Below are 15,877 nucleotides of genomic sequence, written 5' to 3'. Positions count from 1 at the left end.
CCGTCATGCGTCACATGTCCGTCATATCCCGCCGCGTGGCCGCGGCCGCCGTCAGTGTGGTCCTGATCGGAGGCGCGGCGGCGTGCGGCCCGGAGGGCAACGACGACGCCGCGGGCGACGGCGGAGCCCAGGGCTCCGCGAAGAAGGGCGGCACCCTTACCGTCCTCAACCGGCAGCCGCAGAAGCAGTTCGACCCCGCCCGCCTCTACACCTCCGGCGGCGGCAACATCCCCTCGCTCGTCTACCGCACCCTCACCACCCGCAACCGTGAGGACGGCGCCGAGGGCACCAAGGTCGTCCCCGACCTCGCCACGGACACCGGCACGCCGAGCGACGACGCGAAGTCGTGGACGTACAAGCTCAAGGACGGGCTGAAGTACGAGGACGGCTCGCCCATCACCTCCGCCGACGTGAAGTACGGCGTCGAGCGCTCCTTCGCGGCCGAACTCTCCGGCAGCGCGCCCTACTTGCGCGACTGGCTGATCGGCGGCGACACCTACCAGGGCCCGTACAAGGAGAAGAAGGGCCTCGACTCGATCGAGACGCCCGACGCGAGGACCATCGTCTTCAAGCTGAAGAAGTCCGAGGGCGACTTCCCCTACTTCGCCACCTCCACCCAGTTCGCGCCCGTGCCCAAGGCGAAGGACACCGGCGTCAAGTACGCCGAGCACCCGGTCTCCTCCGGCCCCTACAGGGTCGTGAAGAACGCCAACGACGGCGAGCAGATGGTGCTGGAGCGCAACACCCACTGGTCGGAGGAGACCGACAAGGAACGGCACGCCTACCCCGATCGGATCGAGGTCAAGTCCGGCCTCTCCTCGGCGGTCATCAACCAGCGCCTCTCCAGCGGCCAGGGCGCGGACGCCGCCGCCGTGACCACCGACACCAACCTCGGCCCCGCCGAACTCGCCCAGGTCACCGGCGACAAGAAGCTCGCCGGCCGGGTCGGCACCGGCCACTTCGGCTACACCAACTACCTGGCCTTCAACCCCAAGGCGAAGCACTTCGACGACCCGAAGGTGCGCGAGGCCATCTCCTACGCGATCAACCGCACGAGCGTGGTGAACGCGGCGGGCGGCTCCTCGCTGGCCGAGCCGGCGACGACCTTCCTGCCGAACCAGAAGTCCTTCGGCTTCACGCCGTACGACCACTTCCCGGCGGGGAAGACCGGCAACGCGGCCAAGGCCAAGGAGCTGCTGAAGGAGGCCGGTCACGAGGACGGCCTGGAGATCACGCTGACGCACTCCACCGCCCAGGACTTCGAGACCAGCCCCGAGATCGCCACCGCCGTCCAGGCGGCGCTCAAGGAGGCCGGGATCAAGGTCAAGCTCGAGGGCCTGGAGATCAACGACTACGACGAGAAGACCCACAGCCTCGACAAGCAGCCGGACCTCTTCCTCGCCCACTGGGGTGCCGACTGGCCCTCCGGCGGCCCCTTCCTCGCGCCGATCTTCGACGGCCGGCAGATCGTCAAGGAGGGCGCGGGCAACTACAACGCCTCCCGCCTCGACGACTCCAAGGTCAACGACGAGATCGACGAGATCAACAAGGTCACCGACCACGACGCCGCCGCCAAGCGCTGGGGCGCCCTCGACCGCAAGATCGGCGAGCAGTCGCTGACCGTGCCGCTCTTCCACCCGGTCTACAAGCGCCTCTACGGCAAGAGCGTCAAGAACGTCGTCATCAGCGACTGGACCGGCGTCCTCGACGTCTCGCAGGTCGCGGTCAAGTGACGGACCTCCTCATCACCCAGGAACCGGTGGCGGGAGACGCTCCCGCCACCGGCGCCCGGCAGGTCTGGCGGCGGCTGACAGCGCGCAAGTCCGCTGTCGCGGCCGCCGCCGTGCTGGGTCTCCTCGTCCTCCTCGCCCTCGCCGCGCCGCTGCTGGCCGCGCTGGAGGGCCAGGACCCGAACACTTACCACGACACGCTCGTCGACTCCGCACGCGGCGGAGTGCCGCTCGGCGACTTCGGCGGCATCAGCGCCGAGCACTGGCTCGGTGTCGAACCGGGCACCGGCCGCGACATGTTCGTACGGCTCCTCTACGGCGCCCGGGTCTCCCTGCTCGTCGCCCTCGGCGCCACCGTCGTCCAGGTGCTCATCGGCCTCGCGGTGGGCCTGACAGCCGCGCTCGGCAACCGGTTCGTCGACAGTGCGCTCAGCCACCTCACCGATGTCATGGTCGCGATGCCGCTGCTCGTCTTCGCCATCGCGCTGATGGCCGTCGTGCCCGCGGACTTCCCGCGGCCGCTGCTGCTCGTCTTCGCGATCGGCCTGCTCGCCTGGGGCCCCATGGCGCGGCTCGTGCGCGGTCAGACACTGAGCCTGAAGAAGCTCGACTACGTCTCGGCCGCCCGGCTGACCGGCGGTTCGTCCTGGCGGGTCGCACGGCGCGAGCTGCTGCCCGCGCTCGCCGCGCCCGTGATCACCTATGCGGCCATCCTGCTGCCGAGCAACATCGTCATCGAGGCGAGCATGTCCTTCCTCGGCGTGGGCGTGAAGCCGCCGACGCCCTCCTGGGGGCAGATGCTCTCGACGGCCACCACGTGGTTCCGCGCGGACCCCACGTACGTACTGCTGCCGGCGCTGCTGCTGTTCGTCACCACGCTCGCCTTCACCGTGCTCGCGGACGGGGTGCGCGTCGCGCTCGACCCGCGCGAGGCGTCCCGGCTGCGGGTCGGCAGAGGCGGCCGCGAATCCCGCAAGTCCCGTCCGGGAGGCACGGCGTGACCACCTACTTCCTGCGCCGCGCGCTGGGCGCGGTCGCCGTCGTCCTCGTGCTCTCGGCCGTCGTCTACGTGACGTTCTACGTCGCGCCCGGCGACCCCGCGCGCCTGGCGTGCGGCCCGCGCTGCAACCCCGAGCAGATCCGGCAGGTCCGCGAGCAGCTCGCGCTGGACGACCCCCTCCTGGTGCAGTACTGGCACTTCCTGCAGGGCGTGTTCACCGGACAGGACTACTCCGCCGGCACCGCCGTGCTGCACTGCGACGCGCCCTGCTTCGGCCTCTCGTACCAGAACAACCAGCAGGTCACCGACATGCTCGTCGAGCGCCTGCCCGCCACGGCCTCGCTGGCCGTCGGCGCCATGGTCGTCTGGCTCGCGGTGGGCATCGGCACCGGTCTGCTGTCCGCGCTGCGGCGCGGCGGGGCGACCGAGCGGGTCCTCACCTGGCTCACCCTCGCCGGCACCGCCACCCCGGTCTTCATCAGCGGCCTGGTGCTGCTGATGGTCTTCTGCGCGTACCTGGAATGGCTGCCCTTCCCGTCCTACGTACCGCTGACCGAGGACCCCGAGCAGTGGGCCTGGAACATGCTGCTGCCCTGGGTGGCGCTCGGCCTGCTCGAATCCGCCAAATACGCGCGCCTCACCCGCAGCTCCACGCTGGAGACGCTGGCCGAGGACCACATCCGCACCTTCCGCGCCTACGGTGTGCCCGAGCGGTCGCTGGTCGCGCGGCACGCCCTGCGGGGCGCGCTGGCCCCGGTCATCGCCCTGACCGCCGCCGACTTCGGGTCGATCTTCGGCGGCGCGGTGCTGACCGAGATGATGTTCGGCCTGCCCGGCATCGGCCAGCTGCTGGTGCGCTCCACACAGACCATCGACCTGCCGGTCGTCGTGGCCGTCGTGGTGATCACCGGTGCCGCCGTCGTGATCGCCAACATCGTGGCGGACGTGCTCTACGCCGTCGCCGACCGAAGGGTGGCCCTGCGATGACCGCCGACCTCCAGCCGCTGGTGTCCGTGACCGACCTGTCCGTCGCCTTCCCCTCCGAGGGCGGCGTCGTACGGGCCGTCGACGGTCTCTCCTTCGAGCTCGCCCCCGGCGGGGCGCTCGCCATCGTCGGCGAGTCCGGTTCGGGCAAGAGCACGGCCGCGTACGCGCTGCTCGGTCTGCACCGCGGTACGGGCGCCGAGGTCACCGGTTCGGTGCGGGTCGCCGGCCACGACGTGTCGGCCGCGGACGACGCCGAACTGCGCCGGGTGCGGGGCGGGGCGGCGGCCATGGTCTTCCAGGACCCGCTCTCCTCCCTCGACCCGTACCAGGCCATCGGCGACCAGATCGCCGAGGTCCACCGCGTCCACCGCCCGGGCGCCTCCCGGCGGGACGCCCGGGCGCGGGCGGTCGAGGTGCTGGGCCGGGTCGGCATCCCGGACGCGGCCCGCCGCGCCCGCTCCCGACCGCACGAGTTCAGCGGCGGCATGCGCCAGCGCGCCCTCATCGCCATGGCGCTCGCCTGCGAGCCCCGCCTCCTCGTCGCCGACGAGCCCACCACCGCCCTCGACGTCACCGTCCAGGCCCAGATCCTCGACCTGCTGCGCGAGCTGCGCGCGGAGACCGGCATGGGCCTGATCCTGGTCACCCACGACCTGGGCGTGGCGGCCGGCAGCGTCGACGACCTGCTGGTGATGAAGGACGGCCGCGCGGTCGAACGCGGCCCGGTCCGCACGGTGCTGGACGCCCCGGACGAGACGTACACGCGCGACCTGTTGGCGGCCGTGCCCCGGGTGAACGTACGGCGGACGGTCCTCCGCAAGCCGACCGGCGTCGGCTCTTCCGGCGGCCCTTCCGGCGGCCCTTCCGACAACACAGCCCTGCTCGAAGCCACCGGTCTGCGCCGGGAGTTCGGACGCGGCAAGCGGGCCGTCACCGCCGTGGACGGCGTGTCGCTGACCGTGCGGGCCGGGGAGACGGTCGGCGTCGTCGGCGAGTCCGGGAGCGGGAAGACGACGCTCGGCCGGATGCTGGTGCGGCTCCTGGAGCCCACCGGCGGGGAGCTGCGCTACCGGGGCCGTGACATCGGGACACTGCGCGAGCGGGAGCTGCGGGCCTTCCGCAGCGAGCTGCAGATGGTCTTCCAGGACCCGGTCTCCTCGCTCAACCCCCGGCGCAGCATCGGCGAGTCGATCGCCGACCCGCTGCGGGCCGCCGGGAAGCTGGGCGACGCCGAGATCGTCGCGCGGGTGCGGGAACTGCTGGAGCGGGTTGGGCTCGACCCCGGCGCGTACCACCGCTATCCGCACGAGTTCAGCGGCGGCCAGCGCCAGCGCGTGGGCATCGCCCGGGCGCTGGCGCCCGAGCCCAGGCTGATCGTCTGCGACGAGCCCGTCTCCGCCCTGGACGTCACCACCCAGGCACAGGTCGTACGGCTGCTCGGCGAGTTGCAGCGCGACCTGGGGCTGGCGCTCGTCTTCATCGCGCACGACCTCGCCGTGGTGCGGCAGGTCAGCGACCGGCTGGTCGTGATGCGCGGCGGGCGGATCGTCGAGGAGGGGCCCGCCGACTCCGTCTACGAGCAGCCCCGGGACCCCTACACCCAGGGTCTGCTGGCGGCCGTACCCCTGCTCGAACCGGCGGGAGCCGCCGCATAGCGCGGAGTAACGCCGCATCTCCCGGAAAGTCACGTGCGTTCACCCCTTCCGGTGGCGCGACGGACAACCGTCCATCGCGCCACCGGGGACCGCGCATAGCGTGCTCCCGCTGCCGTTCGGCGGTTGCCGACGTGGCCATCAGGGAGAGACGGGGGTGCACTCGTGCGCGTTGGACTGCTTACCGAGGGTGGGTACCCGTACACCGCGGGCGAGGGAGGCCGGTGGTGCGAGCGACTGGTCCGCGGGCTCGACCGGCACGACTTCGAGATCTACGCACTGAGCCGAGGCGCCGGTCAGGAGCGGGGCGGGCAGTGCGAACTCCCGGGCCATGTGCGGCGGGTGCGCACGGCCCCGCTGTGGGGCGAACCGGCCGCCCGGGCCGGGGCGCGCGCGTACGGCGCGTACGGTCGGCGTGAACGGCGCGCGTTCGACGAGCACTTCGGTGAACTGGTCGCGGCGATCAGCTCGCCGGGGCCGCTCGCGTCGACGGACCTGGCGTACCGTTTCGCCGACGGTCTGTACGGGCTCGCCGAGCTGGCCCGCGACATCGGCGGCCTGGCGGGCGCGCTCCGCTCCGAACAGGCCCTCCGTGCCCTGGAGCGAGCCTGCCGGGCACCGGGCGCGCACCCCGCCGCCTACGGCACCCGGGTCGCCGACCTCCTCCTCGTCTCCGCGCTCCTGGAGCGGGCGCTGCGCCCGCTGTCCCTGGACTGGTACGGCGCGTCCGGTGGCGCCACCGCCGGCGACGACCGGGGTCTGGCCGGCGTCGACCTGTGCCACGCGACCTCGGGCGGCGCCGCCGCGCTGCCGGGACTGCTGGCCAAACGCTTCTTCGGGACACCGCTCCTCGTCACCGAGTACGGGGTGCGGCTGCGGGCGCATTACCTGCTGGAGGGCGGTGCGGGGCTCGCCGCGGACAGGACGGGCGAGCCCGGCGGGGCAGTCGGTGCGGGTCTGTCCCTGGCCGTCCGCACGCTGCTCTCCGCCTTCCACCGGCGGCTGGCCGCCGAGATCTACGACCGGGCCGCGCTCGTCACCCACGGCGACGCCCGGGACCGGCGCTGGCAGGAGCGCTGCGGCGCGGACCACAAGCGGCTGCGCACGGTCCACCCCGGCATCGACCCGAGCCGCTACGACACGGTGGGCGAGGGCGTGGACCGGGCCGGTGCGGCCCGCACGGACGACGGCCGCACCCTGGTGTGGGTGGGCGGCCGCCCCGAACCCGCCCTGTGGCAGGCGCTCGCCGAGCTCCGCGAGGCCGAGCCCGATGTCCGCCTCCGTGTCGTCGGCCCCCCGGACCCGGGGCCGCCACCGGACTCCGGGCCCGCCGCGGACCTCGCCCCGGCCGTGTCGTTCGAGGAGACCGTCTCGTTCGAGGAAGCCGGCGACCCGGACGTCTACGCCTCGGCCAGCGTCGTGGTCCTCGCCGGGTCCGTGGACGGCTTTCCCGCCCCGCTCGTGGAGGCGATGCTCTGCGGCAGGGCCACGGTGTCGCCCGACGTCGGCGTGGTGCGGGACGTCATCGGCGGGACCGGCCCGGTCGTCGCGCCGGGTGACGCCAAGGCGCTCGCCGAGGCCTGTCTCGCGCTGCTGCGCGACCCCGAGCGGCGGGCACGGCTCGGGGCCGCCGCCCGGGCGCGGGCGCTCGAACTCTTCACCGTCGGGCAGAACGTGGCCGCGTACCACGGGATCTACCTCGAAGTCCTCTCCCGCGCCCCGGTGCGGCAGGAGCCCCCGGACCCCTCCGTGCCGTTCGCCCACGCCGCCGACGCCCACCCGCCGCTGCCCTGGAGCCGTTCCACCGCACCCACCTGGGCGGGCCGCCCATGACGACTTCCCTCACCGACGACAGCGCCCCGACCGCCGCCGCCGGCATACCCGCAGCCTCCGCGGATCCCGCCGGTCCCGCCGATCCGGTGAAGACCCTCATCCAACGGCACCACCTCCTGTGCGCCCGCGCCGCGGACCCCTTCGAGCTCGCCGCCGCCCTGGAGGCGCGCGGCATCACGGACCGGGTGGCGGCGGAGTGCCGGCACCGTGACGTGTTCTCCCTGGCGGAAGAGATCCACGCGCGCGTGGAGCGCGCGGACGGGCCGCTGCCGATCGAGCCCGCGGTCCCGGCCGCCGACGGATCGGACGCGCACGGGCCCGGTGCGTTCGACCTGCGGGCGTACGACCGCAGCCCGTACGGCTGGGGCCTCGTGGGCTGGCTCTGCTGCCTCTGGCTGGTCGCCTACGGCCTCGTCGGCGACCGCCTGCTCGTCGAACTGCTCGGCGGCCGCCAGGGGCTCGCCCTGCCCACCGTCACCGCGGCCGTCGCGCCGACCGCCGTCGCGCTGGCCTGCGCCGTCGCCCCGGCCGCCTGGTGCGGCTACTGGTTCGGCACGCGGGCGTGCCGCGCGCTCGCGACCAGCCGGGGACTCGCGGAATTCGGGGCGCGGGTACGGCCACTGCTCCTCGCCGCGGTCGGTCTGTTCCTCGCCCTGCTGCTCGCGCTCCTGTGGGCCGCGCGCACGGCGGTGTCCTCGGGAGCCCCGCCCACCCCGCCCGGCACCCGGCTGGGAGGCCCCTTCGCCGCCGCCCTGGAGTCCGCGGGCCAGCTCGCCGCCGCCCCGGCGCCCACCACACCACCCGTCCTCGCCTACGCCACCGTGGCGGCCCTCGGCGCGCTCCTCTTCGTCGGCCGGCTGCTGGCGGCGCACGGCTTCGGCAAGGCGGCCGTCACCGCCGTGCTCACCGCCTGCGCGGCGGAGGCGGCACCCCTCGGCGTGCTCCTCGCGGCACGGCTGCCCGGGTGCGGGGGCCTGGAGCGGCCCGTCGCCCGGGCGGCCGAGGCGTACGGGGCCGCCGCCCTCCCCCTCGTGGCGTGCGCCGTCCCCGCGCTCGCCCTGCTGGCCTACTCCCTCCCCGCCCTGTCCCGCGCCTGCGCCCATGGCCGCGGGGACCTCGCGTACGCGCCGGGTCACATCCGCCCAGGCCCCTCTCCCTGCGCCCCCTACGCCCCCGCGCCGGAGGCATAGGGGGAGGAGCCCTCGCCCGGTGACCACGATCCGCCGCCACGCGGCACGCCGCACACCCCGTTAGAGGAGCAAGAAAGATGACCGTTCACCCCCTCAGCACCGCCGGGCGAGAGCGAGGGCGCGACCGATGAGGGTCCTTCTCCTCGGCGCCAACGGCTACCTCGGCCGCTATGTGGCCGACCGGCTGCTCGCCGACCCCGCCGTCCAGCTCACCGCCCTCGGCCGGGGCGACGAAGCGGACGTCCGCTTCGACCTGGCCACCGGTAGCCCCGGTGCGCTCACCCGGTTCCTGAACGCCGTCCACCCCGGCGTGGTGATCAACTGCGCGGGCGCGACCCGCGGCGGCGCCCGCGACCTGGCGCGGCACAACACCGTCGCCGTCGCCACGGTCTGTGAGTCGCTGCGCCGCAGCGGCTGCGGCGCCCGCCTGGTGCAGGTGGGCTGCTCCTCGGAGTACGGGCCCTCGCAGCCCGGCTCCTCCACGGCCGAGGACGCCGTGCCGCGCCCCGGCGGCCCGTACGGGGTGAGCAAGCTCGCCGCCACCGAGCTGGTGCTCGGATCCGGTCTGGACGCGATCGTGCTGCGGGTCTTCTCCCCGGTGGGGCCCGGCACGCCCGCCGGCTCGCCCCTCGGCCGGCTCGCCGAGTCCATGCGCCGCGCGATGCAGAGCGGCGACAACGAACTCAAGCTCAGCGGCCTCGGCGTCCAGCGCGACTTCGTCGACGTGCGCGACATCGCCCGGGCCGTCCACGCGGCCTCCCTCTCGGCGGCCCAGGGCGCCGTCAACATCGGCACCGGCCGCGCCGTCCGGCTGCGGGACGCCGCGTCGCTCCTGGCCCGGGTCGCGGGCTTCGGCGGCGCCCTGCACGAGCTGGACGACCCGCACCTGGGCAGCCCGCCCGCGTACCCCTACCCCGACGGCTGCGGCACCTGGCAGCAGGCCGACGTGCGGACCGCCCGCGACCGGCTCGGCTGGCGGCCCCGCATCGGCCTGGAGGAGTCGCTCGCCGACATCTGGATGGAGGCGGCGTGTCGCATCTGATCTCCTCGGGGCGCCGCCGGTCCGCGCCGCCGGGGGAATCGCCGCTCCGCTTCGGCGTCCCCGGCTTCGCCCACCCCCTGGTCGCCCCCCTCGAATGGGGTGAACTGGCCCGCGCCGAAGTCCCCTTGGACTGGACCGTGCTCAACGTCGCGAGCGGCCCCGGCAGCCGCCCCGACCCGTACTGTCTGACCGCCGCCACCCGGCTGCGCGAGGCGGGGGTCCGCATCCTCGGTCACCTGGACGTGGGGTTCGGCTCGCGCCCCTTCGGTGAACTGGTGTCGGAGGCGCAGCGCTTCCTGAACTGGTACAAGGTCGACGGCTTCTCACTGGTCCGCGCCCCGACCGAGGCCGGCGCCCTCCCCGGGATCAGGCGGGTGGTCGCCACGCTGCGCACCCTGCGGGAGCACGCGTACGTCGTGCTCGTCCACGGCACGCACCCGTGCTCCGGCTACGCCACCCTCGCCGACCAACTCGTCACCTTCGCCGGGCCCTGGTCCCGCTACCGCTGGTCCCAGGTCGCCGAGTGGACCGCCGACCACCCGCCGGAGCGCTTCTGCCACCTCGTGCACGGCGTACCGCGCCCCCATCTGGACGAGGCCCTGCGCATCGCCCGCTGGCAGGGCGCGGGCACGGTCTACTTCACGGACCGGACGGATCGCGACGAAGCGGACCCCTGGGAGTCCATGCCCGGCTACTGGGACGAAATCGTCTCGCGCATCGGACCGGGTGTCTCGGAATGAGACGGGGCGTGGCAGTGTTACCGGGGAGAGCGCCCCGCATCAGCGGGGATGATCCGTGCATGTCCCCGATTGACCTACGGAGACCCCGTGTCGCTGCCACCCCTAGTTGAGCCGGCCGCCGAGCTCACCGTCGACGAGGTTCGCAGGTACTCCCGCCACCTGATCATCCCGGACGTCGGGATGGACGGGCAGAAGCGCCTCAAGAACGCCAAGGTGCTCTGCGTGGGCGCGGGCGGCCTCGGCTCGCCCGCCCTCATGTACCTCGCCGCGGCCGGTGTCGGCACGCTGGGCATCGTGGAGTTCGACGAGGTCGACGAGTCGAACCTGCAGCGCCAGATCATCCACAGCCAGGCGGACATCGGCCGTTCCAAGGCGGAGTCGGCCCGCGACTCGGTCCTCGGCATCAACCCGTACGTGAACGTCGTCCTCCACCAGGAGCGCCTGGAGGCGGAGAACGTCAAGGAGATCTTCTCCCAGTACGACCTGATCGTGGACGGCACCGACAACTTCGCCACCCGCTATCTCGTCAACGACGCGTGCGTGCTGCTGAACAAGCCGTACGTGTGGGGCTCGATCTACCGCTTCGACGGCCAGGCGTCGGTGTTCTGGAGCGAGCACGGCCCCTGCTACCGCTGCCTCTACCCGGAGCCCCCGCCGCCGGGCATGGTGCCCTCCTGCGCCGAGGGCGGTGTGCTCGGTGTGCTCTGCGCCTCGATCGGCTCCATCCAGGTCAACGAGGCCATCAAGCTGCTCGCGGGCATCGGCGAGCCGCTGGTCGGCCGACTGATGATCTACGACGCCCTGGAGATGAGCTACCGCCAGGTCAAGATCCGCAAGGACCCCGACTGCGCGGTCTGCGGGGAGACCCCGACGGTCACCGAACTCATCGACTACGAGGCTTTCTGCGGCGTCGTCTCGGAGGAGGCCCAGGAGGCCGCCGCCGGGTCCACGATCACTCCCAAGCAGCTCAAGGAGTGGATCGACGACGGTGACGACATCGACATCATCGACGTCCGCGAGCCGAACGAGTACGAGATCGTCTCCATCCCCGGTGCGCGGCTGATCCCGAAGAACGAGTTCCTGATGGGCAGCGCCCTCCAGGGCCTCCCGCAGGACAAGAAGATCGTCCTGCACTGCAAGACGGGTGTCCGTTCCGCGGAGGTCCTCGCGGTCCTCAAGGCCGCGGGCTTCGCCGACGCGGTCCACGTCGGCGGCGGCGTGATCGGCTGGGTCCACCAGATCGAGCCCGGGAAGCCGGTCTACTAGACGTTTTCACGGCGAAGGGCCGGTTCCGCGGACGCGGAACCGGCCCTTCGCCTGCGTCCGCCCTAGGAACAGCTCGTCCCGACGGCCGGGACCTTGCCGTCGAGCAGATAGGCGTCGACCGCGCGCGTCATGCAGGCGTTGCCGCTGTTGTACGCGCCGTGGCCCTCGCCGCGGTACGTCACCTCGATGCCGACCCCCTCGCCGAGCTGCCGCGCCATCTTCCGCGCGCCCTCGTACGGGGTGGCCGGGTCGCCCGTGTTGCCGATCACGACGATCGGGGCAGCGCCCTCGGCGCGCACGTCCGGTGCCTTCCACTGCCCCTTGACCGGCCAGTCCGTGCAGCCGAGCAGGGACCAGGCCGCCGACTCGCCGAAGACCGGCGACGCCTTGCGGAACTCCGCCAGGTTCGCCTTCACGTCGTCCACGCTGTAGCGCTGCTCGGCGTCGGCGCACGAGATGGCCCTGTTGGCCGCCTGGAGGTTGCTGTAGCGGCCGTCGGGGTTGCGGCCGGCGAGGGAGTCGAAGAGCAGCAGCAGGGTGTCGCCGGTGCCCTTGCCCATGGCCTCCTGGAGCCCGACCGTCAGGTACTTCCAGGTGTCCTTGGAGTACAGCGCGGCCGCGATGCCGTTCACCGCCTCGTCCTGGGTGAGCCTGCGGCCGCCCTGGGAGGTGGGCAGCGGCTTCACGTCGAGCTGCTTCAGCAGGTCGGTGATCCGGTCCTGCGTCGGGCAGCCCGCCGCGCCCTGGGAGGCGCAGTCCTTCAGGTAATTGCCGAGGGCGAGCTGGAAGCCCTTGGTCTGGCCGAGGCCGCCCCGCAGGGGGTCCTGCGTCGGGTCGACGACGGCGTCCAGGACGGCGCGGCCGACCTTCTTCGGGAACAAGTGGGCGTAGACGCCGCCCAGTTCCGTGCCGTAGGAGATGCCGAAGTAGTGGAGCTTGGCGTCACCGAGGGCGGCCCGCAGGCGGTCCAGGTCGCGGGCGGTGTTCGTCGTGGTCACATGGGGGAGCACCTTGGCCGCATTGCGTCGGCAGGCGTCCACGTACGCCTTGTTGGAGGCCAGGGCCGTGCGGAGCTCGGCGTCGTCGTCCGGTGTCATGTCGAGCTGCGCGGAGGCGTCCAGCTCCGCGTCGCTCTGGCACCGCACGCCCGCGCTCTCGCCGACGCCGCGCGGATCGAAGCTCACGAGGTCGTAGCGACCGCGCAGTTTCTCGTAGCTTTCGGCGAAACCCGGCAGGGTCGCCACGCCGGAGCCGCCGGGGCCGCCGAAGTTGAAGACGAGTGAGCCGATACGGCGCGACGTGTCCTGGGCCTTGAGGCGGATGAGCGCGAGGTCGATCTTCTCGCCGTCCGGTTGGGCGTAGTCCAGCGGTACGGGCAGTGTCGCGCACTCCCACGCCCTGCCGGGCGCCTTGCCGTCGCCGCCCTGAGCGGCGGTGGGGGCGGAGCACTTCTTCCAGCGCAGGGAGCCGTTGCCGGAGGCGCGGTCCGAGCCGTTCTTGCCGTCGATGGGCCTGCCGTCCTCGCACCCCGTGGCGGCGAGGACGATCGCGAGGGCGGCGGAGGCGAGGGCAGTGGCCCGTAGCCGTAGGGGACTCATGGCCCAAACTCTACGGACCGGCCGCGGGGGAGGTGGCGGGGCCGGTCGGAAACGCCCGGAGTGAGGGAGCGCGGCGCCGCCGGCGAGCCGGGTCAGGTGCGCAGGCGTGCGCAGCCCGCCCTGCGTGCCACCTCGTCGACCAAGGCCGGGAAGGCGACGCGCGCGTCGTCGAGCCGGGTGTGGGTGCGGCCCGGGCCGGTGCGCAGGGCGAAGACCGTGGGGCGGCCGGCGCAGTCGGCGCGCACGAGGGCTCGCGTCGCCTCGATGCGGCCGTGGGCCCGCCAGCCGGGCGCGGGCGGCCGGTCGCCCGTGAGGCCGTCGAAGAGGGCGACGAGCCGGGGTATGCCGATCGCCGCGAACCGGATCGCCGGCCGGCCGTCGGCGGAGGGGACGGCGCAGGTCCGCAGGGTGCCGCGGGAGCTGCGCGCGGCCGTGGCGGGATGCCCGGTGCCCTTGGCCTCGCCGGCCGCGAGCGCGGGTATCGCGCAGTCGTCGCCCGCCCGTCCGTCCACCCCTTCGTCCGTGCCGTCCCGGCCGTCTCCCACGGGGGCGCGGGGGATCCGCAGGGGTGGCCCGGAAGCGCAACTGCTCACGTTTATCGCTCGATTGGCTATTTCTATCAGCAGTTTTCCGGTTATCTCCGGTGTCGAGCCCTGCGGGAAGCCGGGGTGGCCGGCACGGGCGGTGGAGTCGGTGAACGTGCCGGTCAGGGACACGACGGAGGGGCGGCCGTCCACATCGCAGCTCTCGGGCAGGACCAGCGCGCCGGACCCGGCCGCGACGAACCCGGGGAGCCCGCCGGGCAGGGCCGTGCCGCCGCCCGCGAACAGCCCGTCCAGCCAGCTCCGCCGCTGGTCGGCGCCGCGCGGACCGGTGTCCAGGCGGACCGTGACGCGCTGGTGGTACGCCTGCGGGCCCCGGCCGCCGCGCCAGCTCAAGGCGCAGTGGCCGCTGGGTCGTTCGGGCGTGGGGGCGCGCTCGTCGGCGGTACGGTGGCGGACGCCGCGCTGGAAGAGGCCGCCGTCCCGGGTGTCGCCCCCGGGCCAGGTGCCCCAGCAGTACCCGGGCGGTGTGAGCGGTCTGAACTGGGTCTGCCACAGGGCCACCAGGGCGGCCACCAGGGCCGCGATGGCCAGGGCCCCGGTGAGCAGCCGTGTCGTGCGCCCGGTGTGCCCGGTGGTTCGTGACGTGCTGTACGACACCTCGTCACCCCGCTCTTCGACTCGCCTGCCCAGTGCGGAACTTCTGTGCGGGGAATCGTAGTGCGGGCCACTGACATTCGATCCGGTGTGTCCGAACCGCCGGTGTGATGTGCTATGTGTGCTATGAGCAGACCGTGTCCGACTTGGGCACCGTGCCGTCCAGCAGATACGCGTCGACCACCCGCGTGACGCACGCGTTGCCGCTGTCGTAGGCGCCGTGCCCCTGGCCGCGGAAGGTCATCTCCACGCCGACGCCCGCGCCCAGTTCGCGCGCCATCTCGCGGGCTCCCTCGTACGGCGTGGCCGGGTCACCGGTGTTGCCGACGACAAGGATGGGGGCGGACCCCTTGGCGCTCACGTCGGGGTTCTGCCAGGCCCCCTTGACGGGCCAGCCGGTGCACTGGGTGAGGCTCCACGCCATGAAGTCCCCGAAGACGGGGGACGCCTTGCGGAACTCCGGCACCTTCTCCTCGATCTCGGCGGCCGTGTAGCGCTGCGCGAAGTCGGCGCAGTTGACGGCGGCGAGGGAGGACTGGAGCGTGCTGTAGCGGCCGTCCTCGCCCCGGCCGTTCATGGAGTCGCCGAGGGCGAGCAGGAGCTTGCCGTCGCCGTTCTCGGCGTCCTCGATGCCTTCCGTGAGGTAGTCCCAGAAGTCCTTGGAGTACAGCGCCTGGGCGATGCCGCCGGTGGCGAGGGACTCGGTCAGCTCGCGGGTGTCGCCGGCGGGCACCGGATCGCTGTCGAGGCGCTTGAGCAGATCGGTGACCTGCTCCTCGGTGGGGCAGTTGTCGGAGGTCTCCGCGCAGGCGTCCATGTAGTTGTCGAGGGCCATCTGGAAGCCCCTCGCCTGGCCGAGGGCGCCCTGCACGGGGTCGTCGGACGGGTCCACGACGGCGTCGAGGACGACCCGGCCGACCTTCTTTGGGAACAAGTGCGCGTAGACGCCGCCCAGTTCGGTCCCGTAGGAGATGCCGAAGTAGTGCAGTTTGTCGTCCCCGAGCACCTGGCGCATCAGGTCCATGTCGCGGGCCGCGTTCTGCGTCCCCACATGGGGCAGGACCTTCCCGGATTTCTTCTCGCAGCCGGAGGCGTATCTCCCGACCCGCTCCACCAGGGCCTTTTCCTCGTCCTTGCCGTCGGGTGTGCCGTCGGCCGCGTAGTGGACGTCGAGGTCCTTGTCGCCCATGCAGGTCACACCGTCGCTGCGGCCGACGCCGCGCGGGTCGAAGCTGACCAGGTCGTAGCGGGTGCGCAGCGACTTGTAGTCGTCGGCGAAGGCCGGGAGGGAGGCGACACCGGAGCTGCCGGGGCCGCCGAAGTTGAAGACGAGCGAGCCGATGCGGCCGGCCGGGTCGGTGGCCTTGGCGCGGATCATGGCGATGCCGACGCTGTTCCCGTCGGGGCGGCCGTAGTCCAAGGGGGCGCGCAGCGTCGCGCACTCCCAGTCGCGGCCCGGTGCCTTGCCGCTGCCCTGGCCGGTGCTGGGCGCCGGACAGGTCTTCCAGTCCAGCCGCTGCCCGGCCGAGGCGGAGGACGCGGCTTCCGCCCGGTCGGCGGCGCCGCCGTCGCAGCCGGCCACCGCGCCCGTCAGGAGCACCGCGCAGAGCAGGGCGCCGGCCCGTAGCGATCTGGACACG

12 protein-coding genes are annotated in these 15,877 nt (G+C 73.1%); 9 read left to right on the top strand and 3 right to left on the bottom strand.

The annotated features are described in order from the left end of the window. Window positions 1-5 precede the first annotated feature (5 nt). The 9 genes from FHS38_RS09770 (at window position 6) to moeZ (ending at window position 11,440) form a co-directional block, all read left to right on the top strand. Window positions 6-1,733 carry an ABC transporter substrate-binding protein gene (locus FHS38_RS09770; RefSeq protein WP_184732879.1) on the top strand — a complete coding sequence of 576 codons (1,728 nt, stop codon included), beginning with the start codon at window positions 6-8 and terminating at the stop codon, window positions 1,731-1,733. Beyond that, window positions 1,730-2,731, top strand: coding sequence for an ABC transporter permease (locus FHS38_RS09765; protein WP_184732877.1), 1,002 nt, complete (start codon window positions 1,730-1,732; stop codon window positions 2,729-2,731). The genes FHS38_RS09770 and FHS38_RS09765 overlap by 4 nt, the downstream gene beginning before the upstream one ends. Then, entirely contained in the window at window positions 2,728-3,717 is a 990-nt protein-coding gene (locus tag FHS38_RS09760) for an ABC transporter permease (RefSeq protein ID WP_184732875.1), read from the top strand. The genes FHS38_RS09765 and FHS38_RS09760 overlap by 4 nt, the downstream gene beginning before the upstream one ends. Continuing rightward, a complete protein-coding gene (locus FHS38_RS09755) occupies window positions 3,714-5,372 on the top strand; it encodes a dipeptide ABC transporter ATP-binding protein (RefSeq protein WP_184732873.1) in 1,659 nt (552 codons plus the stop codon). Before FHS38_RS09760 ends, FHS38_RS09755 begins: the two co-directional genes overlap by 4 nt. A 162-nt stretch (window positions 5,373-5,534) precedes the next feature. Next, entirely contained in the window at window positions 5,535-7,202 is a 1,668-nt protein-coding gene (locus tag FHS38_RS09750; RefSeq protein ID WP_184732871.1) for a DUF3492 domain-containing protein, read from the top strand. Continuing rightward, entirely contained in the window at window positions 7,199-8,392 is a 1,194-nt protein-coding gene (locus FHS38_RS09745; protein WP_184732869.1) for a hypothetical protein, read from the top strand. Before FHS38_RS09750 ends, FHS38_RS09745 begins: the two co-directional genes overlap by 4 nt. 127 nt (window positions 8,393-8,519) lie before the next feature. Beyond that, entirely contained in the window at window positions 8,520-9,434 is a 915-nt protein-coding gene (locus FHS38_RS09740; protein WP_130879769.1) for an NAD-dependent epimerase/dehydratase family protein, read from the top strand. Further along, window positions 9,422-10,174, top strand: coding sequence for a spherulation-specific family 4 protein (locus FHS38_RS09735; RefSeq protein ID WP_184732867.1), 753 nt, complete (start codon window positions 9,422-9,424; stop codon window positions 10,172-10,174). Before FHS38_RS09740 ends, FHS38_RS09735 begins: the two co-directional genes overlap by 13 nt. A gap of 87 nt (window positions 10,175-10,261) precedes the next feature. After that, window positions 10,262-11,440, top strand: coding sequence for an adenylyltransferase/sulfurtransferase MoeZ (gene moeZ, locus FHS38_RS09730; protein WP_184732865.1), 1,179 nt, complete (start codon window positions 10,262-10,264; stop codon window positions 11,438-11,440). 62 nt (window positions 11,441-11,502) lie between these two features. Here moeZ and FHS38_RS09725 read toward each other — a convergent pair whose 3' ends face one another. The 3 genes from FHS38_RS09725 to FHS38_RS09715 form a co-directional block, all read right to left on the bottom strand. Beyond that, window positions 11,503-13,038, bottom strand: coding sequence for an alpha/beta hydrolase (locus FHS38_RS09725; RefSeq protein ID WP_184732862.1), 1,536 nt, complete (start codon window positions 13,036-13,038; stop codon window positions 11,503-11,505). Between the two features lie 92 nt (window positions 13,039-13,130). Further along, the gene (locus FHS38_RS09720) at window positions 13,131-14,240 is read right to left on the bottom strand and encodes a hypothetical protein (RefSeq protein ID WP_184732860.1); all 1,110 of its coding nucleotides are present in this window, start codon (window positions 14,238-14,240) and stop codon (window positions 13,131-13,133) included. Window positions 14,241-14,361: 121 nt separating this feature from the next. Then, on the bottom strand, window positions 14,362-15,876 hold the full coding sequence (locus FHS38_RS09715; protein ID WP_184732858.1) for an alpha/beta hydrolase: 1,515 nt from the start codon (window positions 15,874-15,876) through the stop codon (window positions 14,362-14,364). Window position 15,877: the final 1 nt, after the last annotated feature.

This window comes from Streptomyces netropsis, from assembly GCF_014203545.1.
In the GTDB taxonomy this organism is placed as follows: Bacteria; Actinomycetota; Actinomycetes; order Streptomycetales; family Streptomycetaceae; genus Streptomyces; species Streptomyces netropsis.
This window is presented reverse-complemented; position numbering and strand designations above follow the sequence as displayed.